This window comes from Massilia agri (genome assembly GCF_024753255.1).
Taxonomy (GTDB): Bacteria; Pseudomonadota; Gammaproteobacteria; order Burkholderiales; family Burkholderiaceae_D; genus Telluria; species Telluria agri.
This window is the reverse complement of the sequence record NZ_JANUHA010000002.1, coordinates 425,093-441,810: the sequence shown is the minus strand read 5'-3', so window position 1 is coordinate 441,810 and position 16,718 is coordinate 425,093. Positions and strand designations below refer to the sequence as shown.

The 16,718-nt window shown below is 66.8% G+C and carries 21 protein-coding genes; 14 read left to right on the top strand and 7 right to left on the bottom strand.

Annotation, left to right across the window (positions count from 1 at the left end; translation table 11 throughout):
* Positions 1 to 24 precede the first annotated feature (24 nt).
* A complete protein-coding gene (locus NX780_RS05020) occupies positions 25 to 1,095 on the bottom strand; it encodes an extracellular catalytic domain type 1 short-chain-length polyhydroxyalkanoate depolymerase (protein ID WP_258826751.1) in 1,071 nt (356 codons plus the stop codon).
* A 10-nt stretch (positions 1,096 to 1,105) separates the two neighbouring features.
* Positions 1,106 to 1,513 (bottom strand): ribbon-helix-helix domain-containing protein, encoded by a 408-nt coding sequence (locus NX780_RS05015; RefSeq protein ID WP_258826750.1) that lies wholly within the window; start codon positions 1,511 to 1,513, stop codon positions 1,106 to 1,108.
* Positions 1,514 to 1,639: 126 nt separating this feature from the next.
* On the opposite strand from NX780_RS05015, the gene NX780_RS05010 reads away from it, so the two are divergent.
* The 5 genes from NX780_RS05010 to NX780_RS04990 all read left to right on the top strand — a co-directional run bounded on the left by NX780_RS05010 (position 1,640) and on the right by NX780_RS04990 (position 5,777).
* Positions 1,640 to 2,071 carry a thioesterase family protein gene (locus NX780_RS05010; RefSeq protein ID WP_258826749.1) on the top strand — a complete coding sequence of 144 codons (432 nt, stop codon included), beginning with the start codon at positions 1,640 to 1,642 and terminating at the stop codon, positions 2,069 to 2,071.
* A gap of 64 nt (positions 2,072 to 2,135) precedes the next feature.
* Positions 2,136 to 3,608: a UbiA family prenyltransferase gene (locus tag NX780_RS05005; RefSeq protein WP_258826748.1), complete on the top strand. Its 1,473-nt coding sequence runs from the start codon at positions 2,136 to 2,138 to the stop codon at positions 3,606 to 3,608.
* 11 nt (positions 3,609 to 3,619) lie between these two features.
* Positions 3,620 to 3,814, top strand: a complete 195-nt coding sequence (locus NX780_RS05000; protein WP_258826747.1) for a DUF1289 domain-containing protein — start codon at positions 3,620 to 3,622, stop codon at positions 3,812 to 3,814.
* Between the two features lies 1 nt (position 3,815).
* Entirely contained in the window at positions 3,816 to 4,727 is a 912-nt protein-coding gene (locus NX780_RS04995; protein WP_258826746.1) for an MBL fold metallo-hydrolase, read from the top strand.
* A gap of 96 nt (positions 4,728 to 4,823) precedes the next feature.
* A complete protein-coding gene (locus tag NX780_RS04990) occupies positions 4,824 to 5,777 on the top strand; it encodes an NAD(P)H-dependent flavin oxidoreductase (protein WP_258826745.1) in 954 nt (317 codons plus the stop codon).
* 97 nt (positions 5,778 to 5,874) lie between these two features.
* Here the strand turns inward: NX780_RS04990 and NX780_RS04985 are convergent, their stop codons facing one another.
* Complete coding sequence (locus tag NX780_RS04985) at positions 5,875 to 6,495, bottom strand: hypoxanthine-guanine phosphoribosyltransferase (RefSeq protein WP_258826744.1); 621 nt, start codon at positions 6,493 to 6,495, stop codon at positions 5,875 to 5,877.
* 79 nt (positions 6,496 to 6,574) lie between these two features.
* Positions 6,575 to 6,922, bottom strand: coding sequence for an MmcQ/YjbR family DNA-binding protein (locus NX780_RS04980; protein ID WP_258826743.1), 348 nt, complete (start codon positions 6,920 to 6,922; stop codon positions 6,575 to 6,577).
* Positions 6,923 to 7,045: 123 nt separating this feature from the next.
* Between NX780_RS04980 and NX780_RS04975 the strand changes: the two genes are divergently transcribed.
* The 7 genes from NX780_RS04975 (at position 7,046) to NX780_RS04945 (ending at position 12,219) form a co-directional block, all read left to right on the top strand.
* Positions 7,046 to 8,875: an aminopeptidase P family protein gene (locus tag NX780_RS04975; RefSeq protein ID WP_258826742.1), complete on the top strand. Its 1,830-nt coding sequence runs from the start codon at positions 7,046 to 7,048 to the stop codon at positions 8,873 to 8,875.
* The gene (locus NX780_RS04970; RefSeq protein ID WP_258826741.1) at positions 8,875 to 9,141 is read left to right on the top strand and encodes a hypothetical protein; all 267 of its coding nucleotides are present in this window, start codon (positions 8,875 to 8,877) and stop codon (positions 9,139 to 9,141) included. The genes NX780_RS04975 and NX780_RS04970 overlap by 1 nt, the downstream gene beginning before the upstream one ends.
* An 8-nt stretch (positions 9,142 to 9,149) precedes the next feature.
* On the top strand, positions 9,150 to 9,893 hold the full coding sequence (locus NX780_RS04965) for an MgtC/SapB family protein (protein ID WP_258826740.1): 744 nt from the start codon (positions 9,150 to 9,152) through the stop codon (positions 9,891 to 9,893).
* A 32-nt stretch (positions 9,894 to 9,925) separates the two neighbouring features.
* On the top strand, positions 9,926 to 10,504 hold the full coding sequence (locus NX780_RS04960) for a DUF924 family protein (RefSeq protein WP_258826739.1): 579 nt from the start codon (positions 9,926 to 9,928) through the stop codon (positions 10,502 to 10,504).
* A 1-nt stretch (position 10,505) separates the two neighbouring features.
* Positions 10,506 to 11,333: a Rossmann-like and DUF2520 domain-containing protein gene (locus NX780_RS04955; protein ID WP_258826738.1), complete on the top strand. Its 828-nt coding sequence runs from the start codon at positions 10,506 to 10,508 to the stop codon at positions 11,331 to 11,333.
* Positions 11,334 to 11,353: 20 nt separating this feature from the next.
* On the top strand, positions 11,354 to 11,731 hold the full coding sequence (locus NX780_RS04950) for an MAPEG family protein (RefSeq protein WP_258826737.1): 378 nt from the start codon (positions 11,354 to 11,356) through the stop codon (positions 11,729 to 11,731).
* Between the two features lie 125 nt (positions 11,732 to 11,856).
* A complete protein-coding gene (locus tag NX780_RS04945) occupies positions 11,857 to 12,219 on the top strand; it encodes a hypothetical protein (protein WP_258826736.1) in 363 nt (120 codons plus the stop codon).
* Between the two features lie 21 nt (positions 12,220 to 12,240).
* On the opposite strand, the gene NX780_RS04940 is transcribed toward NX780_RS04945, so the two are convergent.
* A complete protein-coding gene (locus NX780_RS04940) occupies positions 12,241 to 12,819 on the bottom strand; it encodes a putative pterin-binding protein (protein ID WP_258826735.1) in 579 nt (192 codons plus the stop codon).
* A gap of 51 nt (positions 12,820 to 12,870) precedes the next feature.
* Between NX780_RS04940 and NX780_RS04935 the strand changes: the two genes are divergently transcribed.
* The gene (locus NX780_RS04935) at positions 12,871 to 13,467 is read left to right on the top strand and encodes an alpha-ketoglutarate-dependent dioxygenase AlkB family protein (RefSeq protein ID WP_258826734.1); all 597 of its coding nucleotides are present in this window, start codon (positions 12,871 to 12,873) and stop codon (positions 13,465 to 13,467) included.
* A 171-nt stretch (positions 13,468 to 13,638) separates the two neighbouring features.
* On the top strand, positions 13,639 to 14,211 hold the full coding sequence (locus tag NX780_RS04930) for an outer membrane beta-barrel protein (protein WP_258826733.1): 573 nt from the start codon (positions 13,639 to 13,641) through the stop codon (positions 14,209 to 14,211).
* Positions 14,212 to 14,278: 67 nt separating this feature from the next.
* On the opposite strand, the gene NX780_RS04925 is transcribed toward NX780_RS04930, so the two are convergent.
* Both NX780_RS04925 and ettA read right to left on the bottom strand, forming a co-directional pair.
* Positions 14,279 to 14,812, bottom strand: coding sequence for an REP-associated tyrosine transposase (locus NX780_RS04925; RefSeq protein WP_258826732.1), 534 nt, complete (start codon positions 14,810 to 14,812; stop codon positions 14,279 to 14,281).
* 157 nt (positions 14,813 to 14,969) lie between these two features.
* A complete protein-coding gene (ettA, locus tag NX780_RS04920; protein ID WP_258826731.1) occupies positions 14,970 to 16,637 on the bottom strand; it encodes an energy-dependent translational throttle protein EttA in 1,668 nt (555 codons plus the stop codon).
* Positions 16,638 to 16,718 lie beyond the last annotated feature (81 nt).

Below are 16,718 nucleotides of genomic sequence, written 5' to 3'. Positions count from 1 at the left end.
GAGCCGACCACCCTACAAAACCCATCAACGCTGCGTGCGGAAAAAGCGCAGCATCTCCCGGCTCGCATCCGGCCCCTTCCCGTCCGTATAGCTGCCGCGCGCATTCCCGCCCGACCAGGCGTGGCCGGCGCCGTGGATCACCCAGTGCTCGGCGTGCACGCTGCCGTCGTCGTGGTGGTGCACGGTGCGCGTGAAGGCGTGGCCGTTCGGGACCTGGCCCGGTTCGACCGCGGTCTTTCGGGCGCGGCTGCGCGCCACCAGTTCCTCGCCGTTCGCGGGGTGGACCGTGGTGTCGCGGTCGCCGTGGAAGACGATGATCGGCAGGCTGCGTCCCGGCGCCTGGCTGCGCCGGAAGTCCCCTTTCATCGCGGCCAGCGCGGAGGGCAGGTCGTTCGCCGAGGCGAAGGGCAGGCCGGAATGCACGCCCACCGCCGCGTACAGCTCCGGATACAGGGTGCCCATGATGATGGCCATCGCGCCGCCGGCCGACAGGCCCGCCACATAGACCTGGCGCGAATCGACCGCATGGGTTTCCATGATGGCGCGGGTGATGCCGGCGATGATCGCGGGCTCGCCCTGGCCGCGGCGCTGGTCGCTTTCATTGAACCAGTTCCAGCAGCGCGAAGGATTGGCCGCCTGCGACTGGGCCGGGTAGACAACCAGGCAGCCCATCTCTTCCGCCAGCGCATTCATGCCGGTGCCGTGGGCGAAATCGTCCGGATCCTGGGTGCAGCCGTGCAGCATCACGATCAGGGGCGCGGCGATGCCATTTTCCTGGTACGTGCTCGGCACATAGAGCTTGTACTGGCGCGTGCCCGCCGGCGTGGTGTGGCTGCCTGCGGTGAAGCTGCCGGGCCAGGGCGTGGGCTGTTCCTGTCCGGGCAGGCCGCCGAACTGCTCGCGTACGGCGTCCATGCTGCGCTGGAGCTCGGCCAGCATGTCGGGCGCGGCCTTCGCCGCCGGGCCGCCGTGCTGGAAGGCGCTGGCCTGCTTCATCGCTTCCTTCACGATGGCGGCGGTGTCCACCGGCGTCTGCTTCAAGAGCTTGCGGGTGGCCTTGCGCATCTGTGACAGCAGGTGCAGGTTCATTTTCATGGGTTTTCCTTCAGCGGATACGTTCCGCGAGTGCGGTCTTGACGGCGCTGCTCGCATGCAGGGCGCCGAGGACGACGATCGATTCGATGGTCTCCAGCGCCAGCTCGGCCGGCACGTCGTTGGCGATGCTGGCCATGCCGAGCACCTGGATCTGCAGCCGCTCGCCGGCTGCGCGGGCGCGCTCGAGGTCGGCGCGCGTGTAATGGTGCATGCCCAGCACCAGGCTGCGCCGTGCGACAGTCTGGCGCACCACCTCGGCGTGCGCCTGCAGCTGGTTGCGGATCGCGGTGCGGATCAGGTCCGAACGGTTCGCATAAAAGCCTTCGCTCACCAAGAGGTCGATCTGGCCGAGGTCGATCGGCCCCAGGTTGATCGTGATCTTCTCGAGGTCCCCCGGCCGTATCAATTCCTGTTTCATGATGCCTTCCGATTCCTTACGCCACGCTTGCACCATCCAGCTGGATGGTCTCTGGAGTGTACGCCTGTGATTTCGCAGGTCAAGCGGAATCCACCCAAATGCGCCGGGCTGCGTTAATCTGCGCACATGCGTGCAGAAATACAACTCGGCCATTGCTTCGAATGGCAATACACCATCCCCGCACGGGCCACCGTGCCCGAGCTCTACCACGACACGCCCTTTTGCCGCGACATGCCGGAGGTGCTGGCCACCGGCTACCTGGTCGGCATGATGGAACTGGCCTGCCTGCATGGCCTGATGCCCTTCATGGACTGGCCGCGCGAGCAGAGCTTGGGCACCATGGTGAATTTCCGCCACCTGGCGCCCACGCCCCCGGGCATGCGCCTGACCATCCGCGGCGAGGTCCTGGCTGTCGAGGGCCAGCGGGTGCGTTTCCGGGTCGAGGCCTGGGACGAGGCGGAAAAGGTCTGCGAGGGCGAACACGAGCGCTGCCTGATCGATCCTGTCCGTTTCGCGGCACGGGTGGCGCGCAAGGCGGGCCCGTCGGAGGCCGCATAGGCAGGGCGACGCCGATCAGCGATAATGTTGACTTGTAGTTTCTTCAACCCAGAGCGAGCCAGCCATGCCGGATCCCCAACAGGCGAACCACGCGCCATCCACCTCGACCATCCCGCTGGTGGTCGACCTCGACGGCACCCTGACCCCGACCGACACCCTGGTCGAATCCGTGCTGCTGCTGGCCAAACACGATCCGCTCGCCCTGCTCAGGCTGCCCTTCTGGCTGCTGCGTGGGCGCGAGACGATGAAAAGCGAAATCGCGCGCCGCGTCACCATCAGGCCCGACGAGTTGCCCTACCGCGAGGACCTGCTCGACTACCTGCGCCATGAACGCGCCGGCGGACGCGAGCTGGTGCTGGCCACCGCCGCGCACCGCTCGATCGCCGAGGGCGTGGCGGGCCACCTGGGCCTGTTCGACCGCGTGCTCGCCACCGACGAAAGGCGCAACCTGAAGGGGCCGAACAAGCTGGCCGCGATCCGCGCAGAAGTCGGCCCCGATTTCGCCTATGCCGGCGACTGCGCGGCCGACCTGCCGGTATGGGGAGGAGCACAGGCCGCCGTGCTGGTGGGGGCGTCGAACGCCGTGGCGCGCACCGTGCGCGCCCGCCATCCGGTCGAACGCGAATTCGCGCAGCCCGCGGCCGGCCTGGCCGTGTGGCGAAAGGCGCTGCGCATGCACCAGTGGGCCAAGAACCTGCTGCTCTTCGTGCCGATGCTGACCGCGTTTTCCTTCCTGCCAGGGGACCTGGCTGTCATGGCGCTGGCTTTCCTGTGCTTCTCGCTCGCCGCCTCCGCCACCTATATCGCCAACGACCTGTGGGACCTCGGCAACGACCGCAAGCACCCGCGCAAGCGCCAGCGGCCCTTCGCCAGCGGCGCCCTGCCCATCACCGCGGGCGTGGCGGCGGCCGTGCTCCTGCTGGGAACGAGCTTCGCGCTGGCCTTTCTCGTGAAACCCGCTTTCGCCGCCATGCTGCTGGCCTACGTGGTGCTGACCACGGCCTACTCCTGGTCACTGAAGGAGCGCGTGCTGGTCGACGTGCTGGTGCTTTCGCTCCTGTACACGATGCGCATCGTCACCGGCTCGGTGGCGGTCGGCATCCACACGAGTTCCTGGCTGCTGGCCTTCTCGCTCTTCCTCTTCCTCAGCCTGGCGCTGGTCAAGCGCTGCTCCGAGCTGCAGCTGCTGCAGGCGCGCGGCCAGGCCAGTGCGCATGGACGCGACTACCGCGTGGTCGACCTGGCGGTGCTGTGGCCGATGGGACTGGCCTCGGCCTTGTGCGCGGTGGTGGTGCTGGGCCTCTTCATCAACGCGCCGGAAACGCAGGAGCGCTATGCCAGCCCGGCGCTGCTGTGGGGCCTGGTGGCCCTGATGATCTACTGGCTCGGCCGCCTGTGGATCAAGACCGCGCGCGGCGAGATGGACGACGATCCGGTACTGTATGCGCTGAAGGACCGCGGCAGCCGCTACGTCGTCGTGGCGATGGTCGGCGTCGCCCTCTGTGCTTATTTTTCCGGCATCGCCGCCCATCTTTGACCTCCTGCTTGATGAACCCCGAAGAACAGACTCCCGTCCCCTCGCCCTGCATCAACGTGTGCCGGATGGTCCCCGAAACCGGCCTGTGCCAGGGTTGCATGCGCACGATCGAGGAGATCGTCGCCTGGGGCAAGGCCGATGACGCCTACAAGCGCGCCGTCTGGGCCGAGATCCGCCGCCGCGAAGCCGAGATCGACTGGGGCTGAGATGACGATCCGGCTGCCCACTTCCATCCAGGTCTTCGAGCGCGGCTGGCTGTCGTCCAACAATGTGCTGTTCACCGGGCCGGACGAGACGGCGCTGGTCGACAGCGGCTACGTCACGCACGCGCCGCAGACGCTGGCGCTGCTGCGCCACGCCCTGCAGGGCCGGCCCCTCGGGCGCCTGCTCAACACCCACCTGCATTCCGACCACTGTGGCGGCAATGCGCTGCTGCAGGCCCATTACGGCTGCCACACCGCGATTCCCGCCCTGGATGCGCCCAAGGTCGCGGCCTGGGACGAGGAGGCGCTCAGCTACCGCGCCACCGGCCAGCAGTGCGCGCGTTTTACCTTCGACGCCACCTTGGCGCCCGGCGATGGCGTGCAGCTGGGCGGCCTGCGCTGGGATGTGCTGGCGGCGCCCGGCCACGACCCGCACGCGCTGCTGCTGTTCTGCGCGGAAGAGGGCATCCTGATCTCGGGCGACGCACTGTGGGAGAACGGCTTCGGCGTGATCTTCCCGGAACTGGCGGGGGAACCGGGCTTTCTCGAGGTCGGCGCGACCCTCGACCTGATCGCGGCCCTGGGGCCGCGCGTCGTGGTGCCCGGGCATGGCGCCGTGTTCGAGGACGTGGCCGGCGCCTTGGAACGGGCGCGCGCGCGGCTCGATTACCTCAGCAGCGACCCCGTGCGCAATGCCGAAAACGCGGTCAAGGTGCTGCTCAAGTTCCTGCTGCTGGAGCGGCGGGAACTCGCGCTGGAATCCCTGCCGGGCCTGCTGGGAGCGATTCCTCTGGTGGAGCGAGTGCGTACTCACTACCTCGGCCGGACCGCAGAGGAGCTGGCGCAGTGGCTTGTGGCCGTCCTGGTGCGCGCCGGCGCCGCCCGCATCGAGGGGAGGCTGCTGCGCGACGCTTAGGAGGAATTTAGAGGCCAGAATCTAGCACGATCGTTCTTTTTTCAGGGCTATAATGCCTGACAGACCGTTCACCAACCTGATCATCGAAAGCTGCCCATGACCTTGCCACCCGTGCTGCAAGACCTGACCCTTCCCGTCATCGCTTCGCCGATGTTCATCGCCAGCGGTCCCGCCCTGGTGGCGGCCCAGTGCAAGGCCGGCATCGTCGGTTCCTTCCCGGCCCTGAACGCGCGTCCGGCCGAGCTGCTCGACACCTGGCTCACCGATCTGCAGGCCGAGCTGGCCGACTACCAGGCCGCCAATCCGGGCAAGAAGGTCGGCCCGATCGCCGTGAACCAGATCGTGCACCAGTCGAACGACCGCCTGGCGCACGACGTCGAGGTCTGCGTGAAGCACCAGGTGCCGATCATCATCTCCTCGCTGCGCGCGCCGCCGAAAGAGATGCTGGACGCGGTGCACGCCTACGGCGGCATCGTGATGCACGACGTGGTCTCGATCCGCCACGCGGAAAAGGCATTGGAGGCGGGCGTGGACGGCCTGATCCTGGTGGCGGCCGGCGCCGGCGGCCATGCGGGCGCGCTGTCGCCCTTCGCCCTGGTCGGCGAGGTGCGCAAGTTCTTCAAGGGGCCGATCGCGCTGTCCGGTTCGATCGCCACCGGCGACGCCATCCTGGCGGCCCAGGCCATGGGCGCCGACTTCGCCTACATCGGCTCGCGCTGGCTGGCGACGAAGGAGTCGAACGTCAGCGACGCCTACCGCGACGCCATCGTCGACTCGACGGCGGCCGACGTGGTCTACACCAACCTGTTCACGGGCGTGCACGGCAACTACCTGAAGAAGTCGATCGTCGCGGCAGGCCTCGATCCGGACAACCTGCCGGAATCGGACAAGAGCAAGATGAGCTTCGGTTCCGGCAGCGCCAAGGCCTGGCGCGACATCTGGGGCGCCGGGCAGGGCGTGGGCCTGATGGACGACGTGCCGACCGTGGCGGAGATGGTGGAGCGGCTGAAGGCCGAATACGCCGCGGCGCGTGCGCGCCTCGGTTTGTAGGGTGGTCGGCTCTGCCGACCGCGCGTTCAAATCCTGTTTGAGCTCCCGCTGCGCTTCCGGGAGCTGAACGCGCGTTCGGCGAAGCCGAACACCCTACTTAATCGAGCTTCTTCGCGTCGGGGACGGGAAACTCCGGTTCCGGCTCGGCCGCGCTCAGGTCGGCCTGGCTGATCGACCACAGGCCCGGCAGGTTGCGCCAGTAGTTGTACACGTCCATGCCGAAGCCGACCACGAACTCGTTCGGCAGCGTGAGGCCGATGAGGTCGGCCTTGATCGGCTTGGCGCGCTTGAGGTCCTTGTCGGCGAATACCGCGATGATGACTTCGGCCGCGCCCATGTCCAGCAGGCGCTGCTTCACGTGCGCCAGGGTCTCGCCTTCGTCGAGGATGTCGTCGACGACCACGATGGTGCGGCCGGTGACGTCCTGGCGCGGGATGACCTTCCAGACGATCTGGCCGCCGCGGTCGGCGTCGCCGTAGCGGCTGACGTGGATGTAGTCGAATTCGAGCGGGAAGTCGAGCTGGGGCAGCAGGTTCCCGGTGAAGACGACGGCGCCGCCCATCACGCCCAGCACCAGCGGGAAGGATTTCTCCGCGTTGAAGCGGGTGTTGAGCTGCACGGCGACGCGCTTGACGGCGGCCTGCACTTCTTCCGGCGTGACGATCTGGGTGGCGTTGGCCAGCAGGGCGCGGGCACGGTCGTGGTGGTAGTCTTGCATGTTCACTCTTGGTTCAGGTTCTGAGGAAGGGCGGGTCGATTATGCGCCCGCCGAGCGGGCGGGGGTGTTCCGCTTGCAATCAGCCGGTGATCTCGCGCTGCAGCTTGCGGGTGAGCCTGGCGAAGACCAGCTCGTATGAGCGACGCAGCAGGGCGGCCAGCTCGTCGTCGTCGAGCCGGGCTTCTGGCGTCACATGGACCCACTTGGCGCGCGCCAGGTAGGGCGCGGGGATGATGCCGGGCCGGTCGGTCAGTTCGAGGAAGCGCTCATCGTCGACCTTGAAGCTGAAGCCCTGCGCGGGCAGGTCCTTGCTGGTCACGGCGAACATCCTGGCGCCCACCGAGAAGACGGTGTCGTTGTCCCACTTGGTATCTTCCGTGCAGCCGGGCAGGCTGCGGCAGATATCCTTGGCCGCTTCGAAATCCATGTCGGTCTCCTGTTCTTTCGAACATTGTAGCGGATGATGTCCTGGCGCAATATGTGGACGCGCCACGTTGGCGCATTGCGGCGTATCATACGTGGCTTGGAAAACAACCTGAACCACCAAGCCATGTCCTCTCCAGTATTCGAACAAGCCCCGGTTTCCACGATTGCCCAGCGGCTCGCCGCACTGCGCGGCGCGATGGCGCGCGCCGGCATCGACGCCTATGTCGTGCCCTCGAGCGACCCGCACCTGTCGGAATACCTGCCCGGCCACTGGAAGGGACGCGAGTGGCTGTCCGGCTTCACCGGCTCGGTCGGCACCTTCATCGCCACCGCGAACTTCGCGGGCGTGTGGACCGACGGCCGCTACTGGACGCAAGCCGAGACCGAACTGGCCGGCACCGACATCGCCCTGATGAAGATCCCGGGCGCCGCCAGCCAGCTGCACGTGGACTGGCTGGCCGCGAACCTGGCCGCAGGCCAGACCGTGGCGGTCGATGCGCGCGTGCTCGGCCTGGCCGGCGCCCGCCTGTTGGCGGACGCGCTGACGGCCAGGAACATCCGCCTGCGCACGGACATCGACCTGCTCGACGAAGTGTGGAGCGAGCGCCCGGGCCTGCCGGCCGACGCCGTCTTCGAACACCTGCCGCCCTATGCGACCATGGCGCGCGCCGACAAGCTGGCCGCCACCCGCGCCGCGATGGAGCAGCACGGCGCCGGTTTCCACTTCATCTCGACGCTGGACGACATCGCCTACCTGTTCAACCTGCGCGGCGCCGACGTCAGCTTCAACCCGGTGTTCCTGGCCCACGCCCTGATCGGCCGCGCCGATGCGACCCTCTTCGTCGGCGAGGGCAAGGTGCCGGCGGAGGTGCGCGCCCGCCTGGAAGCGGACGGCGTGCACCTGGCGCCGTATGCGAACGCCGCCACCGCGCTGTCCGCGCTGCCGGACGGCGCCACCCTGCTGCTCGACCCGCGCCGCGTCACCGCCGGGATGCGCGCCGCAGTAAGCGAGGGCGTGAACGTGGTCGAGGCGATCAACCCGACCACCTTCGCCAAGTCGAAGAAGCTCGATAGCGAAGCCGTCAACGTGCGCGCCGCCATGGAGCAGGACGGCGCGGCGCTGTGCGAATTCTTCTCCTGGCTCGAGCCCGAACTCGAGAACGCAGCCCGTGCTCCGCTCGACGAAGTCGCGATCGACACCCACATCACCGCAAGCCGTGCGCGCCGTCCGAACTTCATCAGCCCGAGCTTCTCGACCATCGCCGGTTTCAACGCGAACGGCGCGATCATGCACTACCGCGCCGCGCAAGAGACTTGCGCCACCATCGAAGGCGATGGCCTGCTGCTGATCGACTCCGGTGGCCAGTACCTGGGCGGCACCACCGACATCACCCGCGTGATCCCGGTCGGCACCCCATCGGAAGCGCAGAAGCGCGACTACACCCTGGTGCTCAAGGGCCTGATCAACCTATCCAGCACGCGCTTCCCGCGCGGCACCCGCGCGCCGCTGCTGGACGCCATCGCGCGCGCGCCGATCTGGGCCGCCGGCATCGACTACGGCCACGGCACCGGCCACGGCGTCGGCTACTTCCTGAACGTGCACGAAGGCCCGCAGACGATTTCCCCGGCCGTGCCGCCGGACCCGCACACCGCGATGGAGCCGGGCATGATCACCTCGATCGAGCCGGGCATCTATCGCCCGGGCCGCTGGGGTATCCGCATCGAGAACCTGGTGCTGAACCAGATCGTCGACAGCACCGAGTTCGGCGAGTACCTGGGCTTCGAAACGCTCACCCTGTGCCCGATCGATACCCGCCCGCTCGATCGCTCGCTGCTGCGCGAAGACGAAATCGCCTGGCTGAACGCCTACCACGCCACCGTCCGCGCACGCCTCGAGCCGCATGTAAACGGCGCGGCACGCGACTGGCTGATCAAACGCACGGAGGCAATCTAGTGGCCAGCTCACGTTCCACCCGCGCCAGTGCGGCGGTCGAGCGCCTCAAGAAGCGCACCGGGAATACCGGCTACTCGATGGCACGCACCGGCGACGGGCTGTTCTTCCTTTCCGAGGCGCCCGGCGCGCCGGCGCTGAATGCCCCGCTCGAGCTGGACGACTTCGTGGCTTTTGTCAACGGCCTCGGTCCCCAGGAGGTCAAGCGGATCAGCAAGAACGACGTCGAGTTCGAGAAGCAGCTGGTGCGCAAGAAGCCGGGAAGCTAGAAACACCCATGCCTTCGCACCACCTCTTCGCCACCTACTGGTCCGAGAACCAGCTCTACACCAACGGCCTGATCCTGCTGCACCTGGCCGGGGCGCTGGCGCTGGGCCTGCTGGTCGGCTACGAGCGCGCCTACCACGGCCGCGCGGCCGGCATGCGCACCTACGGGCTGGTGTGCATGGCCTCGGCGGCCCTGACGATCCTGGCCGGCTACCCGGACTTCTGGTACGGGGGCCATGGCGGCGTGCTGGCGCCGGTCGACCCGACCCGCATCATCCAGGGCGTGGTGACCGGCATCGGCTTCCTGGGCGCCGGCGTCATCATGCGCGAAGGCTTCAACATCAGCGGCCTGACCACCGCCGCGTCGATCTGGGCCTCGTCCGCGATCGGCATCCTGGTCGGCGTGGGCTTCTACATGGCGGCGATGGGCCTGGCCTTTTTCTCGGGCATGATCATGATCTACCTGAACCGGCTCGAATCCTTCCTGCCCTCGCGCCACGCGGTGGCGGTGCGGATGCGCTTCAAGCCCGAGGTCATGCCGCGCGAGGACGTGCTGCGCGCGGCGGCGCTCGAGCGCGGCTACGAGATCGCCGGCAGCTCGCTCACGATCAGCAGCGACGAAGGGCGCCAGGAATGGCGTTTCGTCGCGCTGGCGCTGTCCAGGAAGAGCGGGGCGCCGCTGTCCGAGCTGGCCGACGAGCTGGCCAAGTTCGAGGGACTGGAGGCTTTCCAGCTCTCCCACGCACGCAACTAACAACAACACGCTATCCAAAACGGGGTTGACCCATGCAAGCACAAGACGTACTCGATTTCTGGTTCCTGCCCGAAGGCAGCGAAGGACATGGCAAGCAGCGCATCGAATGGTTCAGGAAGGACGACGCCTTCGACGCGCAGATCCGCGAGCGCTTCGGCGCCCTGATCCACCAGGCCGTGGCCGGCGGCCTGCGCGAGTGGGACGAGATCGGCCCGCGCGGCACCCTGGCCCGCCTGCTGGTGCTCGACCAGTTCACCCGCAACGCCTTCCGCGGCAAGCCGGAATCCTTCGGCGGCGACTTGCTGGCCCTGGGCGCGGCGCGCCAGCTGGTGGAGTCCGGCGCCCACCTGACCCTGCTGCCGGTGGAACGCCAGTTCGTCTACATGCCCTTCGAGCATGCCGAGGACGCGCGCATGCAGGAGCAGGCCGTGACCCTGTTCACCGCGCTGGCGCAGGAACACGAGGGCTTCAACGAGGCCCTCGATTATGCGCACCGCCACCGCGGCGTGATCGCCCGCTTCGGCCGCTTCCCGCACCGTAACGCCATCCTGGGCCGCGCTTCGAACCCGGAAGAGCTGGCCTTCCTGGAACTGCCCGGCTCCAGTTTCTGAGGTGGCGCCTTCATTGAACCTGGTCGGCGCCGGCCACGTCGGCCGCGCGCTGGGGCGCCTGTTCGCCGCCACGAGCGCCCTGGTGGTCCAGGATGTCCTGACCCGCAGCCGGCGCAGCGCCATGGAGGCCATCGCCTTCATCGGCGCCGGCCGCGCCTGCGACGACATGGCGCAGATGCGCCCGTCCCGGGTCTGGATGGTGGCGGTGGGGGACGACGCCATCGCGCCCGCCTGCGCGGCCCTGGCAGCCAGCCAGCCGCTCGCAGGCAGCATCGTGTTCCACTGCAGCGGCGCCAAGGCATCCACCGAGCTCGCCGCCGCGCGCGCCGCCGGCGCCTTTGTCGCCAGCGTGCACCCGGTGCGCAGCTTCGCCGACCCGCAGGCGGTGGCCGGCGCCTTTGCCGGCACCTGGTGCGGCGTCGAGGGCGACCCCGAGGCGCTGGCCGTGCTCGAACCGGCGTTCGAAGCGATCGGGGCCCGGCCGGTGCGCATCGATCCGGCCGCCAAGACGGTCTACCACGCGGCGGCGGTGTTCGCCTCCAACTACCTGGTGACGGTGCTGGACGCCGCGCTGCGCGCCTATGCCGCGGCCGGGGTGCCGGAAAGCGTCGCGCGCGAGCTGGCGCGTCCGCTGGCGAGCGAAGCCCTGGCGAACGTGTTCCGCATCGGGCCCGAGGCGGCGCTGAGCGGCCCGGTGGCGCGCGGCGACTTCGCCACCGTGGCGCGCCAGCAGGATGCCGTCACACGCTGGGATCCCGCCACCGGGCGCCTGTACGAGGCGCTGGTGGCGCCCACCAGCGAGCTCGCGCGCCGCAAGCGCGGCGCCTGATCATCATGGAAGGAGTTCCAATGTTCTTTACCGCCTGGGCCACGCTGGCCGCCCTCGGCGTCTATTTCTGGACCGGCGTGAATGCCGGCCGTTCCCGCATCCGCCACAACATCCCCGCACCCTCGATGGACGGACCGGAAGCGTTCCAGCGCAGCCAGCGGGTGCAGGCCAATACCCTGGAGCAGCTGCCCCTGCTGCTGGTGCCCCTGTGGATGTGCGCCTGGTTCCTGGGCGACCTGTGGGCGGCGGCGGGCGGCATGCTGTGGTGCCTGGGCCGCATCGCTTATGCCCTCGGCTACTACCGCGATCCGGCGCGGCGCGAATTCGGCTTCATCACGGGCATGGTCGCCTGTGCGTTGTTAATTTGCGGCACTATTTTTGGTCTATTGCTGCGATAAACCAAAAAAAGTCAGACAAAGGGTGACAAAGTTCCCGGGTGGCAATAAGCTAGAAGTTGACCAGACAAGCACTCCGCCGCGCCTTCCTGCCGCGCCGCGCGGACAAGAGGAAAAAAGGAAAAACCATGCTGTTCCTGAAGAGCACCAGCGTCACCAAGGCCCCGGGTATCTATGAAGTGGACGTCGCCGCGAAACCGCCCGGCAAGACCTTTGGCGTCTTCCTGGCGACCGATCCGGACAATCCGCCGCAGACCGTGCTGGCGGGCCTTGCCGAACTCGGCTTCAAGAATACCCACCAGCAGGGCTATATCCACAAGGACAAGGGCAAAGTGCTGGACCTGCATTTCCAGAAGGACGGCACCGACCTGTTCAACGGCTGGAAGGCCGAAGAGTGCGCCGCCAACCTGGCCGCCATCGAGGCGCTGTTCGGCAACGTCGGCGTCACCGTGACGCCGCGCGTGATGAGCCTGGCCGAAGCCTACGCCTGAGGCGCCGATCCCACCCCAGCCTCAGGCCTGTACCTCGATGTGGTACAGCGCCCAGGGGCAGGCGCCGAAACGCTCTTTGACCGGCCGCGCCGCCATCTCCGGCACGCGGTCCGCATCGTAGACCGCCCACAAGGGACCCAGACCACCCAGCGCCATCGGCTGGCCGTCCAGGTGCGTCGCCACGATCATCTTCCACATGCGTACCTGCGCCATCGGAATGGCGGCCGCATAACCGTCCACCGCACGCAAGACCACCTTCGCCGCGTCCGGCGGCTGCGCGCCGGCGAGCGCCAGCACGTCCGCCAGCAGCGGGCCGCGCAGGGCATGCGGCTTGCCGTCGTATTCCAGGGTGGGCCGGATGGTGCGCGCCGGCAGCGCCGCGACCATTGCGAAATCGAGGGCAAAGGCGCGCGGGAAGCTTAGCTTCTGCTTGAACATCATCTGGTCGCGTACCGGATCCAGGGCCCCCCGGTTGCTGCGCCGGATCTCGCCGCTGATCGTCAGCAGGGCCGGACCGATTGGTGCTTTCGGTGGCGGGCCGGCCAGGGCCGGGAGACTGCCGGCAGCCAGCGCGGCGCCCAGGAAGTGACGTTTGTCCATGAGAAAATAAGATAACGGTGTAGCCGCCATCTTAGCCATGAAACTTGCACAATGGACTTATTTTCTTCAAGCACCAGCTTGACGCCGATTCCGGTCCGCGACGGTGAGCTCGGCTGGCTGGCGCAACTGCCCCTGCCCTGGCCGAACGAGGAGGTGCTGGCGCGCCTGGTCGCGGAAACGGACTGGCGCCAGGAGACCATCGTCGTCTATGGCAAGCGCCACCTGCAGCCGCGCCTGAGCGCCTGGCATGGCGAGAAGGGCTACCGTTATTCCGGCCTGCAGCTCGCCCCCTTGCCCTTCACCCCCTTGCTCGATACCCTCCGCCGCGCCGTGGAAAACGCCACCGGGCGCAGCTATAACAGCGTGCTGCTCAACTATTACCGCGACGGCCGCGACAGCATGGGCATGCACAGCGACGACGAGCCGGAGCTGGGCAAGGAGCCCGCCATCGCCTCGCTCAGCTTCGGCGCCACCCGTTCCTTCATCCTGCGCCACAAGGTCACGAAAGAGACCCTCAAATTGCCGCTCGGCGATGGCAGCCTGCTTTTCATGGCCGGCGCCCTGCAAACCCATTGGTTGCACGGAATCAATAAGTCGAGCCGCCCGCTCGGTGCGCGAATCAACCTAACTTTCCGTAAAATCGACTAATCAGCACGCTTTATTCGATATCTTTAGAGAAAATATCTAACCGATGAGTCATTAAGTTACACTTGCTTACAGTTCTTACGGCTTTGGGACGGTTTTTAGATTGCTTGAGTGCTATCTTGAGACATCGCGATTCACTGGGAATCGTGAACCAGTCAAGTAAAGGATTCACGCATGAACAAGCTCATCGTTGCACTGATCGCATCCGTCGCCGCCATGTCGGCAGCGCAGGCCCAGCAGACCGCACCGCGTGCCTATATCGGCGCCGGCATCGCCAGCGCCGACCATGATTACAAGCTCTCGGGCGCGTCGAACGTCGACACCGAAGGCTGGAAGGCTTCCGGCAAGATCTTCGGCGGCTACGAGTTCAACCAGACCTGGGGCGTCGAAGCCGGCTACACCGATTTCCGCAAGGCCGACGTCAACTACAGCATCGGCGGCGCCAATGTGCGTGGCGAAACCGAAGGCCATTCGGCCTACCTGGCCGCCAAGGCGACCCTGCCGGTGAACGAACAGTTCTCGGTGTACGGCAAGCTGGGCGCAGCCCGCAACAAGAGCGAGCTGCACCTCGTCAACGCTGCCGCGAGCATGAGCCGCAGCAAGACCGAAGCCTACGGCGCCGTGGGCGCGCAATACAATCTGAACCAGGACGTGGCCCTCGTCGCCGAGTATGAACGCTATGGCAAGAGCAAGGACTTCGGCCAGAAAGCCGACGTGCTGACCATCGGCGCGAAATACAGCTTCTAAGCGCTTTGCCCGTCAAAGACAAAAAGGCCCTGCGGGGCCTTTTTGCTTTCCTGGGACGCGCCGGCCGCTAGAGGCGGGCGAAACCCTGGGACTGGGGGCGGTGGACCCAGGGCGGCACGACCAGGCCGGGCCCGGGCACGGCATGGCCGGCGCTCACGAAGCGGTGCAGCGAGGACCAGGGCCAGTCGCCGGGATGGAGGCAATGGCCGTGGCGCACGGGGTCGGTATGGGTGTAGTCGACCAGGGCCGCGTATTCATCGTCGTCGCCGACCCGGTAGTGCTGGTAGTGGCGCTCCCAGATGGCGCCGTCGTTCGCATCCGGCACGCAGGCCTTGCGCAGCGCCTTGGAAAAGGCGATCTTGACGGCGCGCCAGCGGCTGGCGCAGTCATGGTCGCCCGGCGGCAGCGTCCACATCGCATGCGCATGGTCGGGCAGCACGGCCCAGGCATCGACGTGGAAGGGCTTGCGCACGCGCGCCAGGCGCATCGCTTCGCCGAAGGCGGCAAACTGGTCGGTCAACAGGGTGCTACCTCGTTCGAGCAGGCGCACCGTGAAAAAAAACGTCCCGCCCGGGACGCGGTTGTCGCGGTAATCTGTCATGTGGTCTAGCAGTCCGCGCCGCGTATGCGGCTAGGGACATCCCCGGCCTACCGGCCCAATCGGGACGATTCTACACACGACATCCGCCGGAGCGCGTTCCGTTTCCGCTAGAAAAAAGCCCCCGACTCGCGGGGGCTTTCCTTTACGAAACAAGTACTTAGTTCGACAGCGGCTTGTAGCGGATACGCTTCGGCTTGGCGCCTTCTTCGCCGAGACGCTTCTTCTTGTCGGCTTCGTATTCCTGGTAGTTACCGTCGAAGAAGGTGACCTGCGAATTGCCTTCGAAGGCCAGGATGTGGGTCGCGATGCGGTCCAGGAACCAGCGGTCGTGGGAGATCACCATCACGCTGCCGGCAAATTCCAGCAGGGCGTCTTCCAGCGCGCGCAGGGTTTCGACGTCGAGGTCGTTCGACGGTTCGTCCAGCAGCAGCACGTTGCCGCCCTGCAGCAGGGTCTTGGCCAGGTGCAGGCGGCCGCGTTCACCACCCGACAGGTTGCCGACGATCTTCTGCTGGTCCGCGCCCTTGAAGTTGAAGCGGCCGAGATAAGCGCGCGAAGGCATCTCGAAGCGGCCCACGCTCAGCATGTCGGCGCCGCCGGTGACGTCTTCGAACACGGTCTTGTTGTTGGCCAGCTCGTCGCGGCTCTGGTCGACCAGCGAGACCTTGGCGGTCTTGCCGATCACGACTTCGCCGCTGTCCGGCTGTTCCTTGCCGGCGATCATCTTGAACAGGGTCGACTTACCGGCGCCGTTCGGGCCGATGATGCCGACGATCGCGCCCGGCGGCACCGTGAAGGACAGGTTGTCGATCAGGAGGCGGTCGCCGAAAGCCTTGGAGACGTTCTTGAACTCGATGACTTCGTTGCCCAGGCGCTCGGCCACGGGGATGAAGATCTCCTGGGTCTCGTTGCGCTTCTGGTATTCGTATTCGCTCAGTTCGTTGAAGCGCGCCAGGCGGGCCTTGGACTTGGCCTGGCGTGCCTTCGGGTTCTGGCGCGCCCACTCGAGTTCCTTGGCCAGCGCCTTCTGGCGTGCCGACTCGGTCGCCTCTTCCTGCTTCAGGCGGGCTTCCTTTTGTTCCAGCCAGGACGAGTAATTGCCCTTCCAGGGGATGCCGTGGCCGCGGTCCAGTTCCAGGATCCATTCGGCGGCATTGTCGAGGAAGTAGCGGTCGTGGGTGATGCCCACCACGGTGCCCGGGAAGCGCAGCAGGAACTGCTCCAGCCACTCGACCGATTCGGCGTCCAGGTGGTTGGTCGGTTCGTCCAGCAGCAGCATGTCCGGCTTGGACAGCAGCAGCTTGCACAGCGCCACGCGGCGCTTCTCGCCGCCCGACAGCACGCCGATCTTCTGGTCCCAGGGCGGCAGGCGCAGCGCGTCGGCGGCCATTTCCATCTGCAGGTTCAGGTTGCCGCCATCGGCCGCGGCGATGATCGATTCGAGGCGCTCCTGCTCTTTCGCGAGGGCGTCGAAGTCCGCGTCTTCTTCCGCATAGGCGGCGTAGACGGCTTCCAGCTTGGCTTGCGCTTCAAAAGCTTCGCCCAGGCCCGATTCCACTTCCTGGCGCACGGTCTTTTCCGGGTCGAGCTGCGGTTCCTGCGGCAGGTAGCCGATGTTCAGGCCCGGCATCGGGCGTGCTTCGCCCTGGATGTCGGTGTCGATGCCGGCCATGATCTTCAGCAGGGTCGACTTGCCCGAGCCGTTCAGGCCCAGCACGCCGATCTTCGCACCCGGGAAGAAGGACAGCGAAATATCTTTCAGGATCTGACGTTTTGGCGGGACGATTTTGCCCACGCGGTTCATGGTATAGACGTAATTGGCCATGCTTTAACTCTGGTGTTGTTTAAGGTGCACAGGATACCCGGAACCCGCAGCGCGGGACACAGGTTTTTGTGTGCCGCGCCG